The 20290-nt window shown below is 69.2% G+C and carries 15 protein-coding genes; 7 read left to right on the top strand and 8 right to left on the bottom strand.

Going from position 1 to position 20290, the window contains the following annotated elements; genetic code table 11:
• Window positions 1–158 precede the first annotated feature (158 nt).
• Complete coding sequence (locus AB0H88_RS12140) at window positions 159–1382, bottom strand: serine hydrolase domain-containing protein (RefSeq protein WP_357643483.1); 1224 nt, start codon at window positions 1380–1382, stop codon at window positions 159–161.
• Window positions 1379–2485: a serine hydrolase domain-containing protein gene (locus tag AB0H88_RS12135; RefSeq protein ID WP_357643481.1), complete on the bottom strand. Its 1107-nt coding sequence runs from the start codon at window positions 2483–2485 to the stop codon at window positions 1379–1381. The genes AB0H88_RS12140 and AB0H88_RS12135 overlap by 4 nt, the downstream gene beginning before the upstream one ends.
• A 325-nt stretch (window positions 2486–2810) precedes the next feature.
• Here AB0H88_RS12135 and AB0H88_RS12130 point away from each other — a divergent pair, with 325 nt between their 5' ends.
• Window positions 2811–3548 carry a VOC family protein gene (locus tag AB0H88_RS12130; protein WP_357643479.1) on the top strand — a complete coding sequence of 246 codons (738 nt, stop codon included), beginning with the start codon at window positions 2811–2813 and terminating at the stop codon, window positions 3546–3548.
• 102 nt (window positions 3549–3650) lie between these two features.
• Here the strand turns inward: AB0H88_RS12130 and AB0H88_RS12125 are convergent, their stop codons facing one another.
• On the bottom strand, window positions 3651–4550 hold the full coding sequence (locus AB0H88_RS12125; RefSeq protein ID WP_357643478.1) for an NmrA family NAD(P)-binding protein: 900 nt from the start codon (window positions 4548–4550) through the stop codon (window positions 3651–3653).
• A gap of 72 nt (window positions 4551–4622) precedes the next feature.
• Here AB0H88_RS12125 and AB0H88_RS12120 point away from each other — a divergent pair, with 72 nt between their 5' ends.
• Both AB0H88_RS12120 and AB0H88_RS12115 read left to right on the top strand, forming a co-directional pair.
• Window positions 4623–5024, top strand: a complete 402-nt coding sequence (locus tag AB0H88_RS12120) for a helix-turn-helix domain-containing protein (protein WP_357643476.1) — start codon at window positions 4623–4625, stop codon at window positions 5022–5024.
• 161 nt (window positions 5025–5185) lie between these two features.
• Entirely contained in the window at window positions 5186–6538 is a 1353-nt protein-coding gene (locus AB0H88_RS12115; RefSeq protein WP_357643474.1) for a glycoside hydrolase, read from the top strand.
• A gap of 139 nt (window positions 6539–6677) precedes the next feature.
• Here the strand turns inward: AB0H88_RS12115 and AB0H88_RS12110 are convergent, their stop codons facing one another.
• Together AB0H88_RS12110 and AB0H88_RS12105 are read right to left on the bottom strand one after the other, a co-directional pair.
• Window positions 6678–7451 (bottom strand): enoyl-CoA hydratase-related protein, encoded by a 774-nt coding sequence (locus AB0H88_RS12110; RefSeq protein WP_357643471.1) that lies wholly within the window; start codon window positions 7449–7451, stop codon window positions 6678–6680.
• A gap of 2 nt (window positions 7452–7453) precedes the next feature.
• Window positions 7454–8311, bottom strand: a complete 858-nt coding sequence (locus AB0H88_RS12105) for an NAD(P)-dependent oxidoreductase (protein ID WP_357643469.1) — start codon at window positions 8309–8311, stop codon at window positions 7454–7456.
• 111 nt (window positions 8312–8422) lie between these two features.
• Here AB0H88_RS12105 and AB0H88_RS12100 point away from each other — a divergent pair, with 111 nt between their 5' ends.
• On the top strand, window positions 8423–10351 hold the full coding sequence (locus tag AB0H88_RS12100) for an N-acetylmuramoyl-L-alanine amidase (protein WP_357643467.1): 1929 nt from the start codon (window positions 8423–8425) through the stop codon (window positions 10349–10351).
• Here the strand turns inward: AB0H88_RS12100 and AB0H88_RS12095 are convergent.
• Window positions 10314–11210, bottom strand: coding sequence for a MurR/RpiR family transcriptional regulator (locus AB0H88_RS12095; protein WP_225292140.1), 897 nt, complete (start codon window positions 11208–11210; stop codon window positions 10314–10316). The two genes, AB0H88_RS12100 and AB0H88_RS12095, sit on opposite strands and share 38 nt — an antisense overlap.
• Before the next feature lie 67 nt (window positions 11211–11277).
• Window positions 11278–13860 (bottom strand): alpha-glucan family phosphorylase, encoded by a 2583-nt coding sequence (gene glgP / locus AB0H88_RS12090; protein ID WP_357643465.1) that lies wholly within the window; start codon window positions 13858–13860, stop codon window positions 11278–11280.
• Window positions 13861–14098: 238 nt separating this feature from the next.
• Here glgP and AB0H88_RS12085 point away from each other — a divergent pair, with 238 nt between their 5' ends.
• The 3 genes from AB0H88_RS12085 to AB0H88_RS12075 all read left to right on the top strand — a co-directional run bounded on the left by AB0H88_RS12085 (window position 14099) and on the right by AB0H88_RS12075 (window position 19382).
• Window positions 14099–16243, top strand: a complete 2145-nt coding sequence (locus AB0H88_RS12085) for an alpha-1,4-glucan--maltose-1-phosphate maltosyltransferase (protein WP_357643463.1) — start codon at window positions 14099–14101, stop codon at window positions 16241–16243.
• Between the two features lie 70 nt (window positions 16244–16313).
• Window positions 16314–18014: a maltose alpha-D-glucosyltransferase gene (treS, locus tag AB0H88_RS12080; RefSeq protein ID WP_357643461.1), complete on the top strand. Its 1701-nt coding sequence runs from the start codon at window positions 16314–16316 to the stop codon at window positions 18012–18014.
• Between the two features lie 3 nt (window positions 18015–18017).
• Window positions 18018–19382 (top strand): aminoglycoside phosphotransferase, encoded by a 1365-nt coding sequence (locus tag AB0H88_RS12075; protein ID WP_357643459.1) that lies wholly within the window; start codon window positions 18018–18020, stop codon window positions 19380–19382.
• Window positions 19383–19389: 7 nt separating this feature from the next.
• On the opposite strand, the gene AB0H88_RS12070 is transcribed toward AB0H88_RS12075, so the two are convergent.
• A complete protein-coding gene (locus AB0H88_RS12070; RefSeq protein WP_357643457.1) occupies window positions 19390–20229 on the bottom strand; it encodes an NAD(P)-binding domain-containing protein in 840 nt (279 codons plus the stop codon).
• Between the last annotated feature and the right edge of the window lie 61 nt (window positions 20230–20290).

Raw genomic sequence — 20290 nt, 5'->3', positions numbered from 1 at the left:
AAGTCTATTGCGCACCGGGCACCGTTCGTCCCATTGCGGACGTGACACGCCGTCTGGATGGGTCTGCGCATGCGAACGGGGTCAGGCCGAGCTCATTGAGCTCGGCCTGACCCCGGTCAGCGTTTTTTGCCTGGTGCGCGGCTGTAAGGAGTTGACCCTCAAGATGTGCCGCAGAACACCGCCTTGATGAGCTTGTCCAAGGCCTTCGGGAACACCACTGACTGGTCGACCGCGGCGTCCCCCATGGTCAGCGAGGCGGTCAGCGTCTTGCTGCCGTCGGGCGTGCTGTACATCAGCGACCCGTAGCCGCCCGGAGGGCTGCCGTCGTGGTTGAGGACGATACCGGCGCAGTCCGGGCCGGTGTCCAGCACGTACTGACCGAGGCCGTACTGGCCGAAGAGGCCGGTGCTTCTCGGGTCCGGCTTGCGCATCTCGGCCAGTAGCGGGCCCGGCAGGAGCTTGCCACTCTGCAGGGCGGAGAAGTACGTCTGGAGATCCTGGGTGGTCGAAATCATGTCTCCGGCGCCGGCCAGCAGGGAGAGGTTCTGGCGGGTGACGTCGACCACCTTCCACTGGCCGGCGTCCTGGTAGCGGTAGTAGCCGTGGGCGTACGGTCCGGGGAGCCGCGTCCGGGCGCCCGGCACCACGGTGCCCCGCAGCCCGAGCGGCCCCAGGATCCGCCGCCGCATCTCCTCGGCGTACGAGCGGCCGGTGACCTTCTCGATCAGCAGCAGGGCCAGCGTGTAGTTGGTGTTGGCGTAGCTCCAGTTCGTCCCCGGCGCGAACTTCGCCGGCTTGGACAACGCCAGCCGGACCAGTTCCTCGGGCTGGTAGGTGTGGAACCGGTTGTCCACCCACTCTTTGCCCGTGGCGGGGATCCCCGGCACGTACGTCCCGTCGTTGTAGTACTCGCCGGTGTAGTTGAACAACCCGCTGGTGTGCTGCAACATCATCCGCACGGTGATCCGCCGGTCCAGCCCGAGCTCGGGCAGGTAGCCGGCCACCGGACTGTCCAGCCCGATCCTGCCCTCGGCCACCAGCTGCAGCACGAGGGTCGCGGTGAAGCTCTTGGTGGAGCTGCCGATCCAGAACCGCCCGTCCGTCGGCGGCTTGGCGGCCTCGCCCAGCTTGCGCACCCCGGCGCTGCCGACCCAGTCGCCCCGCTGATCGTGTACGCGCATCTGCAGCCCGGCGTAACCGGAATCGACCACCTCCTGGATGACCTGCCGCAGCTCCGGGCGATCCGGCCCGGCGGCGGCGTTCGGCACCGGCCTGCTGTCCGCACTGGCGTGTGTGGCCGTCCCGGCCAGCAGCGCGGCCGCCAGCGCGGTGACCACCACTCGTCGGAAGACCTTGGTCGCTGGTGGGGATGGGAATCTCATAGTTCCTCCTCGGTCTGCCCGCCGCAGAACACCTCGTCGATGAGCCTCTGCACTGCCTTCTGGAACGCCCCCGCCTGGGACATCGCGGCGTCGTCCGCGTAGGTCACCGAGGCGGTCATGGTCTTACCGCCGTCGGGCGAGCTGTACATCAGCGTCGCGTAGCCCGCGATGCCACCGTTGTGATGGAAGACGGTGCCGCCGTCCGGGCCCGTGTCCTGTACGAACACCCCCAGGCCGTAGCCGATCTTCGGGTCCGGCTTGCGCATCTCGGCCAGCAGCGGGGCCGGCAGGAGCTTGCCGCCCTGCAGCGCGGAGAAGAACGTGTGCAGATCCCGGGTGGTCGAGATCATGTCGCCGCCGGCGGAGATCCAGGACGGGTTCTGGCTGGTGACGTCGACCGTCTTCTCCTGACCGGCCTCCTCGTAGCGGTAGTAGCTGTGGGCGTGCGGCTCGGGGATTTCCGTCGAGGTGCCCGGCGCCATGGTGTCCGACATCCCGAGCGGCTCCAGGATCAGCCGCCGCAGCTCCTCGGCGAACGAGCGGCCGGTGACCTTCTCGATCAGCAGCCTGGCCAGCACGTAGTTGGTGTTGGAGTAGCTCCAGTCCGTCCCCGGCTCGAACCGCGCCGGCTTGGACAACGCCAGCCGTACCAGCTCTTCGGGCTGGTAGGTCTTGAACCGGGTCTCCACCCACGCCTGGCCCGCCCAGGTGACCCCCGGCACGACCGTCCCGTCCTCGAAGTACTCGCCGGTGTAGTTGAACACCCCGCTGGTGTGCTGCAGCAGCATCCGCACCGTGATCCGCCGGTCCAAGCCGAACTCGGGCAGGTAGTCATCCGCCGGGGTGTCCAGCCCGATCTTGCCCTCGGCCACCAACTGCAGCACCAGGGTCGCGACGAAGGTCTTGGTGGCGCTGCCGATCCGGAACCACCCGTTCGTCGGCGGCTTCTCGCTCTGGCCCAGCTCGCGCACCCCGGCGCTGCCGACCCACTCACCCCGCTCATCGTGCACGCGCAGCTGCACCCCGGTGAAACCGGAATCGACGATCTCTTCGATGGCCTGCCGCAACTCCGGGCGGTCCTGGCCGGTAACGGTGATGGACATGGTGGCGTGCTCCCTTAAATCTGTTATGAGATCCGGCTGAACGGACAGGCGCTGAACCGTTCATGGCGTTTACGATCGCCGACCGCTCTGATATCGGGCCGTTGCCGAGCTGACGCGGCCGCTGACACGGCGGCGCATGACTGTCCGAGGGCCGCTGTTAGCGCGGTGTGGGCGCCGTATCAGCGGCTCCCGGCATCGTCTTGGTTATTTGCTCCCTGGAGCGCCCGAAGCGAAGCACCGGCGGTTCGCGACCGCGAGACGGGACTGGTGTACGGCCCGCTTAATGATTCATAACGCCCATTTACCTGGGCATATGATCGGCGGCATGGCGCTGCGACTTGTTCAGGTGAATTTCAAGGCTCGGGATGACTCGGCGCTCGGCCGGTTCTGGGCGGAGGCGCTCGGCTGGGGCGTTTCCAGCGAGGGACCCGGCGTGACCAACCTCGAACCCGAGGGCTTCGCCTGGCCGGACCCCGACGCCTTCTACATCGATCTCGTCGCCGTCCCGGACCCCGAAACGGTGAAGTACCGCGTGCACCTCGACCTCGCCACCACCTCTGCCGCCCATCAGGCGGAGTTGGTGGCGCGCCTGAAGGAGCTCGGTGCGACGCCCGCCGACGTGGGCCAGGGCGACGTCCCGTGGACGGTCCTGGCCGACCCGGAGGGCAACGTGTTCTGCGTGCTGGAGCCTCGGGAGATCTACCGGGACACCGGGCCGATCGCCGCGGTGGTGGTCGACTGCGCCGATCCGCGGGCCATGGCCCGGTTCTGGGACGAGGCGCTGGACTGGACCCTGCACGAGGTCACCGACGATCATGCCCGGCTGCGCGCCGCCAAGGGCGTCGGCCCATATCTGGAGTTCCTTCGCACGCCCGGCGCGCCGACCGTGTGGAACCGCATCCATCTCGACCTGCTGCCGGACCCCATTGACGATCAAGCGGCGGAGGTGGCCCGGCTACGGACGCTGGGCGCCACGACCGCCGACGTCGGCCAGGGCGATGTTTCGTGGAAGGTCCTGGCCGACCCGGAGGGCAACGAGTTCTGCGTCCTCGGCCGGGGCTGACACGGTTCACCTGTCTGTGGGGTGCGCGAGGAACCCGCGCGGAGTACGCAAAGCAGGCACGGCTCGCTCCAACTCGACCAGCGCGAGCGGAGGGGCTCGTGCTCATCGTGTTGATGCGGACCGGTCTCCAGAGCTGATCCCCGACCGCACGGCCTCCGCGATCAGGTCACGGGCCGGCCGCGGCGTGTCCACGAACGTGGGCAGGTCGCTGCGCCTGGCCTCCAGCAGGCCCGCGCCGATGTTGGCGAAGGTCGAGATCGAGTGGCCCACCTGGTACTCCTCCAGCCCTGCCAGCCCTGCCCGCGCCTGGCTCAGCGGCACCGTCTGGTAGGTGATGTTCCGCCCCATGACCTCGGACAACACCTCCGCCAAGTCGTGCCCGCCCACGGTGCTCAGCCCTTCCAGCTCGTACGTCCGGCCCGCGTGCCGCCGCGCCCCTCCGGAGGTCACGTCCCGCCATGCCTGCGCCGCCACGCGCGCGGCCACGGTCGCCAGGTCCTGCCTGGCCACCACCGACACCCGACCCTCGCCGAAAGGCGCCGCGAACACCCCACTCTCAGCCGCCGCCGCGGCGCCGAACAGCGCCAGCCCTGCGGGGATCTCGGCGTACAGCCCATTGCGCAGCACCGTGACGTCGAAGGGTGCCTCGGCCAGCCGCGCCTCGGTCCACCGGTGAGCCAGGGCGATCGTGAGCCGCTCTCCCGACCCGGCCAGGCTGGTGTAGATCACATGATCGACACCTGCGTCGGCCGCCGCCCGCACGACCGCGCCGTGCCGGGCCAGCACGACGTCATCCTCGGCGTAGCCGGCCGACACGAACATCAGCACCCGCGCCCCCGCGAACGCCCGCTCCAGGGTCTCGGGCCGGTCGAAGTCGGCGTGCCGAACCGTTGTGCCGTCACCCGAGCTGCTGGCCCCGGCCACCTCCACCCCCGGCACGGCCCGCAGCTCGCCGAGAATTGCCCCGCCCAGCCCGCCGGACACACCCGTAACGACAATCATGAGACTCCTTAGTGTGGTTCTGCCAGGTGAAGCATGGGCGAGAGCGGACACTCGCCGTAAGGAGGCACTTTTATGTCAGTCGCGCACACGCAGGTAACACCCCAGGTAGGGGGCCCGTGCGGGGACGATGACTGCGGCATCCGGGAGGTGCTCGACCGCATCGGGGACAAGTGGACGGTGCTGGTGGTGGTGGAACTGGCCAAGGGGGTACGGCGTTTCCGTGAACTGCACCGGGCGATACCCGGCATCTCTCAGCGGATGCTGACGCTGACCACGCGGCGGCTGTGCCGGGACGGGCTGGCCGAACGCACGGCGTACCCGACGATTCCACCGCAGGTCGAGTACCGTCTGACGCCGATGGGGCGCAGCCTCGCGGGAGCCATCCAGCAATTGGCCGACTGGTCGCGCGAGCACAAGGACGCCATGCAAGACGCTCGCGCCCACTGGGACGCCGACCATCCCGGCGAAGGCTGAGGCGTGGCAGGCCCGGCCAGCCAGTGGCGAAGCGCGCGCGGGCGGAGCCTTGTGGACGGGCGGGCAGCAGGCGGTGGGGGCGAGGTTGACGAAGGGGCTGTGGGTGTTTACGGTTCCGAGGGCGAAATTATCACGATAGTTTCGAAAGTTTCGGAGGCGGCATGTTACGAGGCGTTGTCGCGGTCACCCTGCTCGGTCTACCCATCATCCAGTCCCCAGCCCCGGCGGATCCCCCGGCCATTACCGTGCGCGAGCGCGTCCGGCATCAGCGGATCGACGGGTTCGGGATCTCCCAGGCGTTCCGCCGCAACGAGCTGGTCAAGGCGCTCGGCGAGGAGCAGCGGCGCGAGATCCTCGACCTGTGGTTCGACCGCGACAAGGGCGCCGGGCTCAGCATTCTGCGGCTCGGCATCGGCTCCGCCCCCGTGGGCAGCCCGTACGACCAGATGGCCTCCATCCAGCCGGAAGACCCGGGCGGGCCCGGCGCGCCGCCCAAGTACGTGTGGGACGGCGAGGACAACAGCCAGGTCTGGGTGGCGAAGGCGGCCAAGGGGTACGGGGTCGAGCGGTTCTACGCCGACGCCTGGAGCGCGCCCGCCTACATGAAGGACAACGGCGACGACAAGAACGGCGGCACGCTCAAGCCGGAGTGGCGGCAAGCCTATGCCCGCTACCTGGTGCAATACGCGAAGTTCTACGCCCGAGAGGGCATCAGGATCACCGACCTCGGCTTCACCAACGAGCCTGACTGGACGGCGACGTACGCCTCCATGCGGTTCACCCCGCAGCAGGCCGCCGAGTTCGTCAAGGTGCTCGGCCCGATCGCCAAGGGCGTCAAGGGCCTCAAGGTGGCCTGCTGCGACTCCTTCGGCTGGACCGAGGCCAAGGCGTACACGGCCGCGATCGAGGCCGACCCCGAGGCGCGCCGCTGGGTGCGGACGCACACCGGCCACACCTACGCCAGCCCGGTGGACGGCCCGCTGCCGACCAGCGGAAACACCTGGATGTCGGAGTGGAACCCCAACGGCTCCACCTGGAACGAGAACTGGGACGACGGCAGCGGCTACGACGGCTTCACGATCGCGGGGGCCGTCCATGACGCGCTCACGCTCGGTAACGTCAGCGGCTACGTCTACTGGCTGGGCGCCTCGCGCGGCGCCACCCGGGCGTTGCTCCAGATCGACGAGGCCGCGGGTACGTATCACGTCTCCAAGCGGCTGTGGGCGCTGGCGGCCTACAGCCGGTTCATCCGGCCGGGCGCGGTACGGCTGGACGCGACGGCGGCCGATCCGGCGCTGAAAGTTTCAGCCTTCCGCAACCCCGACGGCTCCCAGGTGGTCGAGGTGCTCAACACCGGCACCGCCGCCGTGACGTGGCAGGGTGTGTACGGCCGGGCCACCGCGTACGTGACCGACAACGCCAACGCGCTCACCGCGAGTCCGGTCACCGGTGGGACCGTCACCCTCCGGCCCCGGGCACTCACGACCGTCGTCATCCCAGGCCGCCACGCCTAAGGGCGACCGACACCGACCCCGGCCACCACCGCCAAGGGCGACCGACGCAGACCCCGGCACCGCCAAGGGCGACCGACACCGACTTCGGCACCGCTAAGGGCGACCGACACCGACTCCGGCCGCCCGAAGCGGTCACCCGTCAGCGGCCGGTGAACTTCGGCTCGGCCTTGTCCGTGAACGCCCGCATCCCGATCTTGGCGTCGTCCGTCGCGAAGAGACCCGAGAACTGCAGCCGCTCGATCTCCAGCCCCGTATCCAGATCGACCTCCACCCCCTGGTCCACCGCCTGCTTGGCGGCCCGCAGCGCCACGGCGGGTCCGCCCGTGAAGGTCCCCGCCCAAGCCAGAGCCGCCGCGTAGACCTCCGCGTCGGGCACCACCCGATCCACCAGCCCGATCGACAGCGCCTCGGCGGCGGCCACGTGGCGGCCGGAGTAGATGAGGTCCTTGGCCCGCGCGGGGCCGATCAGGCGCGGCAGGCGCTGGGTGCCGCCCGCGCCGGGGATGAGGCCGAGCTGGATCTCCGGCTGGCCCAGCTTGGCCGACTCGCCGGCCACCCGGAAGTCGGCGCACAGGGCCAGCTCGCAACCGCCGCCCAGCGCGTAGCCGGTGACGGCGGCGATGACGGGCTTGCCGATGGCGGCCACCGCGGTGAAGCAGCCCTGGAGGCCGCGGGAGTGGGCGGCCATGTCGGCATAGGACATGACGACCATCTCCTTGATGTCGACGCCGGCCGCGAAGACCCGCTCGCCGCCGTAGACGACGACGGCGCGCACTTCGGGATCGGCGTCGACGGCTCGGGCCGCTTCGCCGAGCTCGTGCTGCATCTGACTGTTGAGGGCGTTCATCTTGGGACGGTCAAGCCGGATCGTGGCGATCTGGTCGGCCACTTCAACGCGTACGAAATCACCCATGCTCAGGACATTACAAGCTGCTGACGCTGAACCAGGTCCAGTAGATCGGTACGCGGCGTCCAGCCGAGCAGCGAGCGGAGGCGGCGGGTGTCGGCCAGTGAGTCGCCGGGCTCGTCGGGCGGGGCGGGCACGACGTCGAAGGTGAGACCGGCTCCGGTCACCGTGGCGACCGCCTCCGCCATGGCCCGCAGGGTGTGGCCGCGGCCTGTGCCGAGGTTCACGATGCCGGGCGCGCCGATGAGCTCGATCATCGCGCGGGCGACCTGGCGTACGTCGGTGACGTCACGCGTACGGTCGAGCGAGCCGAGCACGCGCAGCGGGCGGCCCTCCTGGGCGGCGCGCAACCAGAGCGACAGCGCCATGTCGGGCCGCTGCCCCTCCCCCGCGACGGTGAACGGCCGGACGATCGTGACGTCGGGGCGGTCCAGGCAGAGCTTTTCCAAGGCGACCTTGCTCGTGGCGTAGCCGCCGATGGGGCGGACCGGGTCGGTCTCCGCGCTGGGCCGGCCGTGGGACGCTCCGCCGTACACCGAACTGGAGGAGGTGATCAGGAGCGGGACGCCGGGTGGCGTGAGGGCCAGCACCCGCGCGCCCGCGAGCACGTTGTCCCGATGACGCCGCCAGGCGATCTCGGGATCGGTGTCGCGCACGCCCGCGCACCCGGCCAGGTGGTAGACCGCGTCCGCGCCGGAGAAGGCCCCCGGCGCCAGGTCCAGCAGGTCGGCCGTGATCACGGTCAGTCCGGGTCGTTCCTCGACGGCCAGGCGGTCGACGGCGACGACCGGGGAGCCGGACGCGAGCAGGGCCGACGTCAGCGCGCGGCCGATGAATCCGGCCGCACCGGTCACGATCGACGTCACCCGCCCCACCCTAGGGCGTCAGATGCTGAAAAATGTCTTCGCAAAACTCTCGCCGAAGAAGGAAATTGTTGAGACGCTGACTCCGATATTCCCCCAGTCGAGGAGCAGTAGATGCGCAGAGCACTGGCGATCGCGGTGGTCGCCTTGCTGCCATTAGTCAACATGACGGCCGCGGCCGGCACCACTGCCGAGCAACCCCCCGATCGGCAGGCGGCGTTCGCCGCGGCCGCCAAGGAGTTCCAGGTTCCGGAGAGCGTCCTGCTCGGTGTCTCCTATCTGGAGTCGCGCTGGGACGCCCACGCCGGGCAGCCCAGCAACGACGCCGGCTTCGGCCCCATGCACCTGACCGACGCCGCCGCCTACACCGGGTCCAATCACCACGGCGAGGGTGAGGAGGACGCGCGCGGCGACGAGAGCCGGCCGTTGGCCCCGGCCGCGACGGCGGTCGCGCCCATCGAGATCCCGGCCTCGCTCAGGACCATGGAGAAGGCCGCCCAGCTGACCGGCGCGAGCCACGAGGCGCTGCGGTCCGACGCCGCCACGAACATCAGGGGCGGCGCGGCGCTCCTGGCCGACTACCAGAAGTCGATCGGCGCGCCACTGAGCACGGACCCGGCCCAGTGGTACGGGGCGGTCGCCAAATACTCGGGCGCCGACGAGTCCGAGGCGGCCAAGGTCTTCGCCGACGAGGTCTACAGCACCATCGAGGACGGCGCCGAGCGGGTGACCGACGACGGGCAGCAGGTCAAGCTCACGCCGATCCCCGGCCTGGAGCGGATCGAGAAGTGGCTGGAGAAGCTCGGCCTCCGGCCGCCGCGCCGCGACGGCGTCGAGTGCCCGAGGTCGATCTCCTGCGAGTGGATCCCGTCGGCCTACGCGCAGAAGCCGAACGGCGACTACGGGCACTACGACCTGGCCGACCGGCCCGCCAGCCAGAAGATCCAGTACATCATCATCCATGACATGGAGGGCTACTTCCTCCCGTCGATCAAGATGAACCAGGACGTCAACTACGGCGCGAGCTGGCAGTACTCCGTGCGCTCCACCGACGGCCACATCGCCCAGCACGTCAAGGGCAAGGACGTCGCCTGGCAGGCCGGCAACTGGTACATCAACGCCAAGTCGATCGGCATCGAGCACGAGGGCTTCCTGGCCGAGGGCAGCACCTGGTACACCGAGGCGATGTACCGCTCGTCCGCCAAGCTCGTGCGATACCTGGCGGCCAGGTACGACGTGCCCCTGGACCGGGCGCACATCCTGGGCCACGACAACGTCCCGGGCACGCTGCCGACCACGGTACGGGGCATGCACGAAGACCCGGGCCCGTTCTGGGATTGGAAGCACTACTTCGACCTGATCGGCGCGCCGTTGCATGGTTTCGGCGGCCCCAAGGCGGGCTCCATCATGATCAGGCCCGACTTCGCCACCAACAAGCCGTACTTCTACGGCTGCGACCGCAAGAACCCGGAGGCCGCCTGCCCGCCGCTCCCCGCCGGGACCGTGTGGCTGCGCACCGAGCCGCGTGACGACGCGCCGCTGATCAAGGACATCGGCAAGCACCCGACGGGCACCAACGACTCGCTCTACAGCGTGTACGACCACAGCGCCAGGGCGAGCACCGGCCAGCGGTTCGCCGTCGCCGACCGGCAGGGCGACTGGACCGCGATCTGGTACCTCGGCCAGAAGGGCTGGTTCTACAACCCGCGCTCCGCGCCGACCGCCGTCCCGTCCGCGGGCCTGGTGGTCACGCCCAAGCCGGGTCTCGCGACCGTCCCGGTGTACGGCAGGGCCTACCCGGAGCAGGAGGCCTACCCGGCCGACATCCCGTACCAGGCGGTGACCCCGCTGCAGTACACGTTCTCGGCCGGTGAGAAGTACACCCTGGCCGGGAAGGCGGCCACCGAGTATTACCGGGCGGTCACCTTCGACGAGGCGAGCCACAAGGTGGTCAAGGGCGAGACGAAGTACCTGCAGATCCAGTTCGGGCACCGGGTGATGTTCGTCAAGGCTGACGACGTGCGGGTGTCGCTCGCCTGGTGAACTCCTTGACGGCGCGCCTGGTGCTCTGCAACGCCTCCTGAGAGGAGTCGAAGGTGCGCTGGGCGACGCCGACGAACACGCAGTCGACGACGAGGAGCTGGCTGATCCGGCTGGCCAGGGCGCCGGGACGGAACTCCGTCTCGCGCCCGGCCGAGATCAGCACGTGTTCGGCCAGCTCCGCGATCGACGAGCGGGGGTTGTTGGTGATGGCGACGGTCGTCGCGCCGGCCTCCCCCGCCCTCGACAGCGGTTCGAGCACGTCGGGCGTCTCGCCCGAGGTGCTGATGCCGATCGCCACGTCGCCGGGCTTGAGCAGCACGGCGCTGGTCAGCGCCAGGTGGGCGTCCTGGAAGGCGTGGCTGGACAGGCCGATGCGCAGCAGCTTCTGCGCCACGTCCTCGGCGACCAGGCCCGAGGCGCCCACGCCGTAGGCGTCCACCCGCCGGGCGCCGACGATCGCGTCGACGACCAGGCCGAGGCGCTCGGAGGTGAGCTGGGCGACCGTGTCGTTGATCGCCTCCGACTCGGCCCTGGCCACCTTCTGGATGACCTCCGACAGCGGGTCGTCGGGCGCCAGGTCGCCCGGCACCAGCCGGTCCGGCTGGGCGGCCGCCGCCGCCAGGGCCAGGCGCAGCTGCGGGTAGCCGGCGAAGCCCAGGAGCCTGGCCGTACGTACGATCGTCGCCTCGCTGGTGCCCGAGGCGGCGGACAGCTCGGTGATCGTGCTCCGGGCCACCGTCGCCGGATCTTCCAGGATGAGCCGGGCGACGGTCTGCGCGGCCGGAGTCAGGGACGGAAGCACGCCGCGGACCGTCGCCACCAGAGTGTCTGCCCGCAGGCCGTTCGCGCTGTCGTCCACGGTCCCGATTATGACGCTCCTCCAGCGTTTTCCCTATTGCACGGCCCACCCGGCCCGCTCACCACGTTCACCGGAGCATGCCGTTCGTCATACCGGCGGGCTCCTCGGGAACGGTGATGAGGCCGAGCTCGGCGCGGGAGGCGGCCAGCGGGTGATGCGGGACCGCGCGGACCGTGTAGCCGAACGCGCCGGTACGGTCCAGCGGCACCTCACCCACGTAGTGGGCCCGGCCGTCGTCGTCGGCGCCCTCGGTCCGCAGCTCGATGTAGGCGGGGTGGATCAGCTCGTCGTGCGGCCCGACCCGGCCGTAGGCGGCCTCGACCAGGATGTCGCCCGGCTCCAGGTCGCCGAGCGCGACCGTGGCGCGCAGTTCGAGCGCCGCGCCGACCTCAGGCGCGTCGCCGATGCCCGACGACTCCACGTGCTCGACCCGGACGCCCGGCCAGGCCCGCGTGACGCGTACGCGCCAGGCCGCGAACGCCTTGGCAGCAGCCGAGGAGTCCGCCGACAGCGCGCGGGCGGACCGTGCGGCGGGCAGATAGAGGCCGACCACGTAGTCGCGGAGCATCCGGCCCGCGAGCACCTTGGGGCCGAGCGAGGTGAGCGTGTGCTTGACCATCTCCAGCCAGCGGCGCGGCAGCCCGTCACCGGCCCGGTCGTAGAAGCGGTCGGCCACCTCGTTCTCGATCAGGTCGTAAAGGGCGGCGGCCTCCAGCTCGTCGCGCCGGTCGGGATCGGTCACCCCGTCGGCCGTGGGGATGGCCCAGCCGTTGGTGCCGTCGTACCACTCGTCCCACCAGCCGTCGCGGATCGACAGGTTGAGCCCGCCGTTCAGCGCCGACTTCATCCCCGAGGTGCCGGAGGCCTCCAGCGGCCGGAGCGGGTTGTTCAGCCACACGTCGCAGCCCTGGACGAGCAGCTGGCCGAGCGCCATGTCGTAGTCGGGCAGGAACACGATGCGGTGCCGCACATCGGGCCGGTCGGCGAACTTGACGATCTGCTGGATCAGCTTCTTGCCGCCCTCGTCGGCGGGGTGCGCCTTGCCCGCGATCACGATCTGGACCGGCTTGTCGGCGTCGAGCAGCAGCTGCGACAGGCGCTTGGCGTCGCGCAGCATGAGCGTGAGCCGCTTGTAGGACGGCACACGCCGGGCGAACCCGATCGTCAGCACGTCGGGGTCGAGCACGTCGTCGATCCAGCCGAGCTCGGCGTCGGAGGCACCGCGGTCGCGCCACGCCTTGCGCAGCCTGTCTCTGGCCCCCTCGACGAGCCGCCGCCGGAGCGTGCCCCTGATGTCCCAGAGGTCCGAGTCGGCGACCTTCTGGACGCCCTCCCAGCCGCGCGCCCGCTCGATCAGCGAGGGCAGCTCGCGGCCGGCCAGCTCCATGAGCTCACGGCCGACCCAGGTGGGCGCGTGGACACCGTTGGTGATCGAGCCGATCGGCACCTCGTCGACGTCGAAGCCCGGCCACAGGCTCTTGAACATCTCGCGGCTGACCGCGCCGTGCAGCACGGAGACGCCGTTGACGCGCTGGGCCAGCCGCATGCCCATGATCGCCATGTTGAACCGGCCGGGCTGGTCCTCGGCGCCGAGCGCGAGGATGCGCTCGACGGGCACGGTCGGCCAGGCGTTGTCGCCGCCGAACTGGCGTTCGATCATGTCGACGGGGAACCTGTCGATGCCCGCCGGAACCGGCGTGTGCGTGGTGAAGACCGTGCCCGCGCGCACGGCCTCCAGCGCCTCGTCGAAGGAGAGGCGGGACTCGGTCAGCTCGCGGATGCGTTCGAGGCCGAGGAAGCCGGCGTGGCCCTCGTTGGTGTGGAAAACCTCGGGCTCGGCGTGCCCGGTGATGCGGCAGTAGGCGCGGATCGCCCGTACGCCGCCGACGCCCAGGAGCAGCTCCTGCAGCAGCCGGTGGTCGGTGCCGCCGCCGTAGAGGCGGTCGGTGACGTCGCGGGCCGCGGCGTCGTTGTCGGCCACGTCGGAGTCCAGGAGCAGCAGCGGCACCCGGCCCACCTGCGCCACCCAGATCTGCGCGTGCAGCACCCGCTCAGCGGGCAGGGCGATGCGGATCTTGACGGGCGTGCCGTCCTCCTCCTTCAGGAGGGTCAGCGGCAGGCCGCCCGCGTCGAGTGACGGGTAGTGCTCCAGCTGCCAGCCCTCCGGGGAGAGTGACTGGGTGAAGTAGCCGTGGCGATACAGCAGGCCGACCGCGAGGATCGGCACGCCCAGGTCGCTGGCGGTCTTGAGGTGGTCGCCGGCCAGGATGCCCAGGCCGCCGGAGTATTGAGGGAGCGCGGCGGCGATGCCGTACTCGGGGGAGAAGTAGGCGATGGCGCGCGCGGCGTCGGGCAGCGTCTGGTACCAACGCGGCGCGGTGATGTATTCGCGCAGGTCGTCGGCGGCATCGGCGAGACGGCGCAGGAAGCGGCGGTCGGCGGCCAGCTCGGCCAGCCTGGCGTGGTCGACGGCGCCCAGGAGGGCGACGGGGTCGTGCCCTACCTGCTCCCAGAGACGGGGGTCGACCTCGGCGAAGAGGTCGGTCGTCTCCGGGTGCCATGACCAGCGCAAGTTGTGCACGAGCTCGCCGAGGGCGGCCAACTCCGCGGGCAGGACAGTGCGGACGGTGAACCGGCGGATTGCTCTCACGTTTTCGAACCCTATGGGCTAGGAGGGACCTCTCAGTCCCTCACCTTCAGCAAGGCCGTTCAAACCCCTTCCGAGAAGAAGCATGAAGAGGAAATATTGGGGCAACTTCCACCAATGTTGGTTCTCCTGGTGACACTCGGGAGGTCCTCCACTGCTGCCCACAATTTACATGCAAGGATCGTTCCTACCACGGAAGCCTCCGGCGGTACCGAGCGTGCCGTCGCAACCTTGAAATGCGATGATCGGACGAATTCCCATCACGGACATCTCCCCCGTCGTCGACTGCGGGCAGTGGCCCGCCAAGGCGGTCGCCGGCGAGACCTTTCAGGTCTCGGCGACCGTGTTCAGAGAAGGCCACGACGCCGTGGCCGCGGGCGTTGTGCTCACCACGCCCGATGGGCAGCGAGGCCGCCTGAGACCGATGCGCGAGCTCGCGCCGGGCACCGACAGGTGGGGCCTCGACGTGTGCCTGCCGGCCGAGGGTGACTGGCTGTTCAGGGTGGAGGCGTGGAGCGACCCCATCGCTACCTGGCTGCACGACGCGGAGATCAAGATCCCGCGGGGCATGGACAGCGATCTCATGTGCGAGGAGGGCGCCCGGCTGTTCGAGCGCGCCGCCAAGGCCGTACGGCAGGCAGACTGTCCCGAGCCCAGCCATGGGAACGGGCATCCCGCGGCCCACACCAGGACCGGCCGGACGACCACGTCGTCGGCGACCAAGCCATCCGCCAAGGTCAACGGCAAGGTCAACGGCAACGGCAACGGCGACAGCACGTGCGGTCACCGCGCCGCGCTGCTGGCCGTCGCCGCCACGCTCCGCGACGAGCAGCTCGACCCCAGGGCCCGGCTGTCCATCGCGCAGTTGCCGGAGACGGCGGCGCTGCTGGCGGCGCACCCGCTGCGCGCCCTGGTGACCAGGGCCCGGCCGCGGACGATCAGGGTGGACCGGCGCCGGGCCCTGTACGGCTCGTGGTATGAGTTCTTCCCCAGGTCCGAGGGCGCGGTCGTCAACGAGTCCGGCGTCTCCAAGTCCGGAAATTTCCAGACCGCGGCCAAGCGTCTGCCCGCGATCGCCAAGATGGGCTTCGACGTCGTCTACCTGCCGCCCATCCACCCCATCGGCCACACCTTCCGCAAGGGGCGCAACAACACCCTGAGCCCCGAGCCCGACGAGCCGGGATCGCCCTGGGCGATCGGCTCCGTCGACGGCGGCCACGACGCGATCCATCCCGACCTGGGGACGATTGAGGACTTCGCCGAGTTCACCGCCCGCACCCGCGAGCTGGGCATGGAGGTCGCGCTCGACTTCGCGTTGCAGTGCTCCCCCGACCATCCGTGGGTCAAGGAGCACCCGGAGTGGTTCACGATCAGGGCCGACGGCACGATCGCCTACGCCGAGAACCCGCCGAAGAAGTACCAGGACATCTACCCGGTCAACTTCGACAAGGACCCCGAGGGCATCTACACCGAGGTGAGACGGGTCCTGCGGCACTGGATGGACTACGGCGTACGGATCTTCCGGGTGGACAACCCGCACACCAAGCCGGTGGGGTTCTGGGAGCGGCTGCTGACCGACATCCACGCGACCGACCCGGACGTGATCTTCCTGGCCGAGGCGTTCACCCGCCCGGCGATGCTGCAGACGCTGGCCAAGGTGGGCTTCCACCAGTCCTACACGTACTTCACGTGGAAGAACTCCAAGCACGACGTGGAGACCTACCTCGCCGAGCTGTCCGGGGAGACGTCGTACTTCCTGCGGCCCAATGTGTTCGTTAACACACCGGATATTCTTCACGAATACCTGCAACACGGAGGAAATCCTGCTTTCCGGATCCGTGCCGTGCTCGCCGCGCTCGCCTCACCCACCTGGGGCGTCTATTCCGGGTACGAGCTTGGGGAGAATGTCCCTGTCCGTCCGGGTAGTGAGGAATATCTCGATAGTGAGAAATATCAGTACAAACCGCGGGACTGGGTGGAGGCAGAGCGGGCAGGGTGGAGCCTGGCGCCCTTCATCACGCACCTGAATTTGTTCCGAAGAGCACATCCGGCGCTGCAGGAGTTGCGTAATCTACGGTTCCACCGGGTCGACCAACCGGACTTGGTGTGCTTCTCCAAGCGCCTGCCGGGCGCCTATGACCCCGCCACACGACGGCACGGGCTGGGCGATGTCGTCCTGGCGGTTGTCAATCTCGACCCACACCACACCCACGAGGCGGCGGTCGAACTGGACATGCCGGCCCTCGGCCTCGACTGGAATGCCGAGTTCGTCGTCGACGACGAGCTGTCGGGCGAGTCGTATCGTTGGCGGCAGAACAACTACGTTCGCCTCGACCCCCACATCCAGCCAGCCCACATCTTCACCGTACGAGCCGCGCCACGGTAGAACACAGAATTCAGCGGGGAGTCTTCAACGTGTGTGAAAGCGCCTCCTTCATGAGCCCAAGGGAGTGCTCATGAGCTCCACACCCATTCCCAACCCCTTCGACGAGGAGAAGCCGCGCGACCCCTACTGGTACAAGCGCGCGGTCTTCTACGAGGTTCTGATCAGGGGCTTCGCCGATTCCAACGGCGACGGCACCGGTGACATCAAGGGCCTGATCAGCAAGCTCGACTATCTCCAGTGGCTCGGCGTGGACTGCCTGTGGCTGTTGCCGCTGTATGAGTCACCGCTGCGCGACGGCGGCTACGACATCGCCGACTTCATGAAGATCCTGCCGGAGTTCGGCGATCTCGGAGACTTCGTGAAGCTCGTCGACGAGGCCCACAAACGCGGCATGCGGGTCATCGCCGACCTGGTGATGAACCACACGAGCGACGCCCACCCCTGGTTCCAGGCCGCGCGCCATGACCCGGAGGGGCCGTTCGGCGACTTCTACGTCTGGTCGGACAACGACAGCAGCTATCCCGACGCCCGGATCATCTTCATCGACACCGAGACGTCCAACTGGACCTATGACCAGGTTCGCGGCCAGTACTACTGGCATCGCTTCTTCCACCACCAGCCGGACCTCAACTACGAGAACCCGGCCGTGCAGGACGCGATGCTGGAGGTGCTGCGCTTCTGGCTCGACCTGGGCATCGACGGGTTCCGCCTCGACGCCGTGCCGTACCTCTTCGAGGAGGAGGGCACCAACTGCGAGAACCTGCCGCGCACGCACGACTACCTCAAGCGGATCCGCAAGGAGGTCGACCGGCTCTACAACGACCGGGTGCTGCTCGCCGAGGCCAACCAGTGGCCCTCCGACGTGGTCGAGTACTTCGGCGACCCGGTGGGCGGGGGCGACGAGTGCCACATGGCGTTCCACTTCCCGCTGATGCCGCGCATCTTCATGGCCGTACGCAGGGAGTCGCGCTACCCCATTTCCGAAATCTTGGCCCAAACCCCCAAGATTCCGGAACATTGCCAGTGGGGGATCTTCCTCCGCAACCACGATGAGCTGACGCTCGAGATGGTCACGGACGAGGAACGCGACTACATGTACACCGAGTACGCCAAGGACCCGCGCATGCGGGCCAACGTCGGCATCCGGCGGCGCCTGGCGCCCCTGCTGGAGAACGACCGCAACCAGATCGAGCTGTTCACCGCGCTGCTCCTGTCGCTGCCCGGCTCGCCGGTGCTCTACTACGGCGACGAGATCGGCATGGGCGACAACATCTGGCTCGGCGACCGCGACGGCGTACGCACGCCCATGCAGTGGGACCCCGACCGCAACGCCGGGTTCTCCGACTGCGACCCGGGGCGGCTCTACCTGCCGGTCATCATGGACCCGATCTACGGCTACCAGGGGCTCAACGTCGAGGCGCACCAGAAGAACGGCGGCTCGCTGCTCCACTGGACCAAGCGCATGATCGAGATTCGCAAGCGGCACCCGGTGTTCGGCCTGGGTGAGTTCACCGAGCTCAACTCCTCCAACCCGAGCGTGCTGGCGTTCGTCCGCGAGCTGGGCGACGACCGGATGCTGTGCGTCAACAACCTCTCGCGCTTCCCCCAGCCAGTCGAGCTGGACCTGCGCAGATTCGTCGGCGTCTCACCCGTTGAGACGATGGGTGGAGTTCCATTCCCGGCAATTGGCGAACTTCCGTATCTTTTGACGCTTCCCGGGCATGGGTTCTATTGGTTCACACTCCCACCGGCCATCACCCAGGAGGAGTAAGACGTGCTTGACGAGCTCCTTGCCGCATGGATCAGTCGCCAACGATGGTTCGGCGGCAAGGGGCGCGCGATCGACTCACTGTCGATCGAGTCGGACGTCGTGATCGACGCCGACGACCCCGGCCTCCGCCACCTGATCGTGTCCGTCTGGCAGGGAGCGTCGAGAGACCGCTACCAGATCCTGCTCGGTATGCGGACCGAGCTGCCCGACCGGCTGAAACACGCGCTGATCGGCACGCACGGCCCCTACGCCTTCGAAGGCGGCCCCGACCATCCCGAGTGGTACGTCTACGACGCCGTCCACGACCAAGCCCTGACCCACTGGGTCCTGGAGTGCATGGCCGAGGGCTGCGGCTGGGACACCGTGCGCTTCCGCCACCTGCCCGGCGTCACCATCGACACCTCACCGCGCAGCCTGGTGCTCGGCGCCGAGCAGTCCAACACCTCCCTGGTGTACGGGGACGCCTACATCTGCAAGTTCTTCCGCCGCCTGATCCCCGGCGTGAACCCGGAGCTGGAGATCGTCACCGCGCTGGACGCCCTCGAGTCCCCGCACATCGCCAAGCCCTACGGCTGGATCGAGACCGACCTCGACGGCACCGCCACGACGCTGGCCATCATGCAGGAATACCTCTCCAACGCCAACGACGGCTGGGACCTGGCTCTGGCCAGCGTGCGGGACCTGTACGGCTCGATGCCCGAGCTGTCGGCGGGCGAGGTCGGGGGCGACTTCGCCGCCGAGGCGCACCGGCTCGGCGTGGCCACCGCCCACGTCCATCACGAGCTGGCCACCGCCTTCCCCACGGACCTGGTCGAGGTGCACGAGGTCAAGCGAATGGCCGAGGGTTTCCGGCGGCGGCTGGGCCGGGCCGTGGGCGAGGTGCCGGAGCTGCGCGAGCACGTCGACACCCTGGAGACCGCCTATCACGCGGTGGAGGACCTGACCGTCGAGGTGCCCGTGCAGCGGGTGCACGGCGACTACCACCTGGGCCAGGTGATGCGTATCGCGACCGGCTGGGTGGTGCTCGACTTCGAGGGCGAGCCGGGCCAGCCCCTGGCCGAACGCCGGGCCCTGTCGTCCCCGCTGCGTGACGTGGCCGGGATGCTCCGCTCGTTCGACTACGCGGCCCGGCACCTGCTGGCCGACCACTCGCAGCCCGAGACGCTGGAGGAGCGGGCCGCCGAGTGGGCCGACCGCAACAGGGCCGCCTTCCTGGAGGGCTATACCGAGGGCGGCGGGGTGATCACCTCGGCGGACGCGGCGCTGTTGCGCGCGTTCGAGCTGTCGAAGGCGGTGTACGAGGTGGTCTACGAGGCCCGCAACCGGCCCTCATGGATCCGCATCCCCCTGGCCGCCTTCCGCCGCTGACGTCCCGCTAACGCAGCTCTTCGATCAGGCTCGACAGGCCCTCGGCGCCGTGGCCGGCCGCCACCCGCCGGTCGAGGACGTCCCTCATGGGCAGCAGCAGGTCCGGCTTCACCCCCTGTTCCTCGAAGGCGCGGATCAGGTTGACCATGCCCACCTGGTTGATCTCCAGGTTGGAGACGTTTGTCACGTAGGCGCCCGCCTCGATGTCCGCCGCCATCCGGGGCTGCTGCCCGGCCATCGCGGTCAGCCACGGCACCAGCAGCTCCGTGGTGAACTCCGCCACCGGCCGCTTCTCCGAGGCGATCAGCGCCGCCGCCTCCAGGAACCCGGCGATCTGGCCGTACATGCCGGTGAGCATGGCCAGGTCGTACAGCGGCGCGAGCCCCGCGTCCGCCCCCAGGTAGCGGGGCCCGGCCAGCGCGCCCAACGCCTCCTCGTAGCGCTCGAAGGCGGTCGGCGAGCCGCTGTAGAGGATCAGCGCGCCGGGCGTGCCGATCATCTGGGGCACGGCCATGATGCCGCCGTCCAGGTAGTCGCCGCCGCGCGCGGCCACCCACTCCACCATGTCGCGGGCCTCTGCGGGCCGGCCGTTGGTGAGGTTCAGCAGGACCCGGTCGTCCAGCCGTACCGAGCCGAGGAGCTCCCGCACGGCCGCGTAGTCGAGCACGCAGACGATCACCAGCGGGCTGGCCTCGATCGCCTCCGCCGCGGTCGCCACGCTGGTGGCGCCCAGGCCGTCTGCCTTGCCTTCCGTACGGTTCCACACGGTGACGCTATGACCGGCCCCGACAAGGGTCCGGGCCAGGGCCTGGCCCATGAGGCCCAGGCCGAGGATAGAGATACGCATGCTGAGCAGTCCTTTCCGTTGACGGCTTCCACACTGCTGGCCGGGGGTTATGGTCGGGTTC

This window comes from Nonomuraea sp. NPDC050680 (assembly GCF_040654555.1).
Lineage (GTDB): Bacteria > Actinomycetota > Actinomycetes > Streptosporangiales > Streptosporangiaceae > Nonomuraea.
Note: the sequence above shows the minus strand (reverse complement) of the source record. Positions and strands in the feature narration are given on the sequence as shown.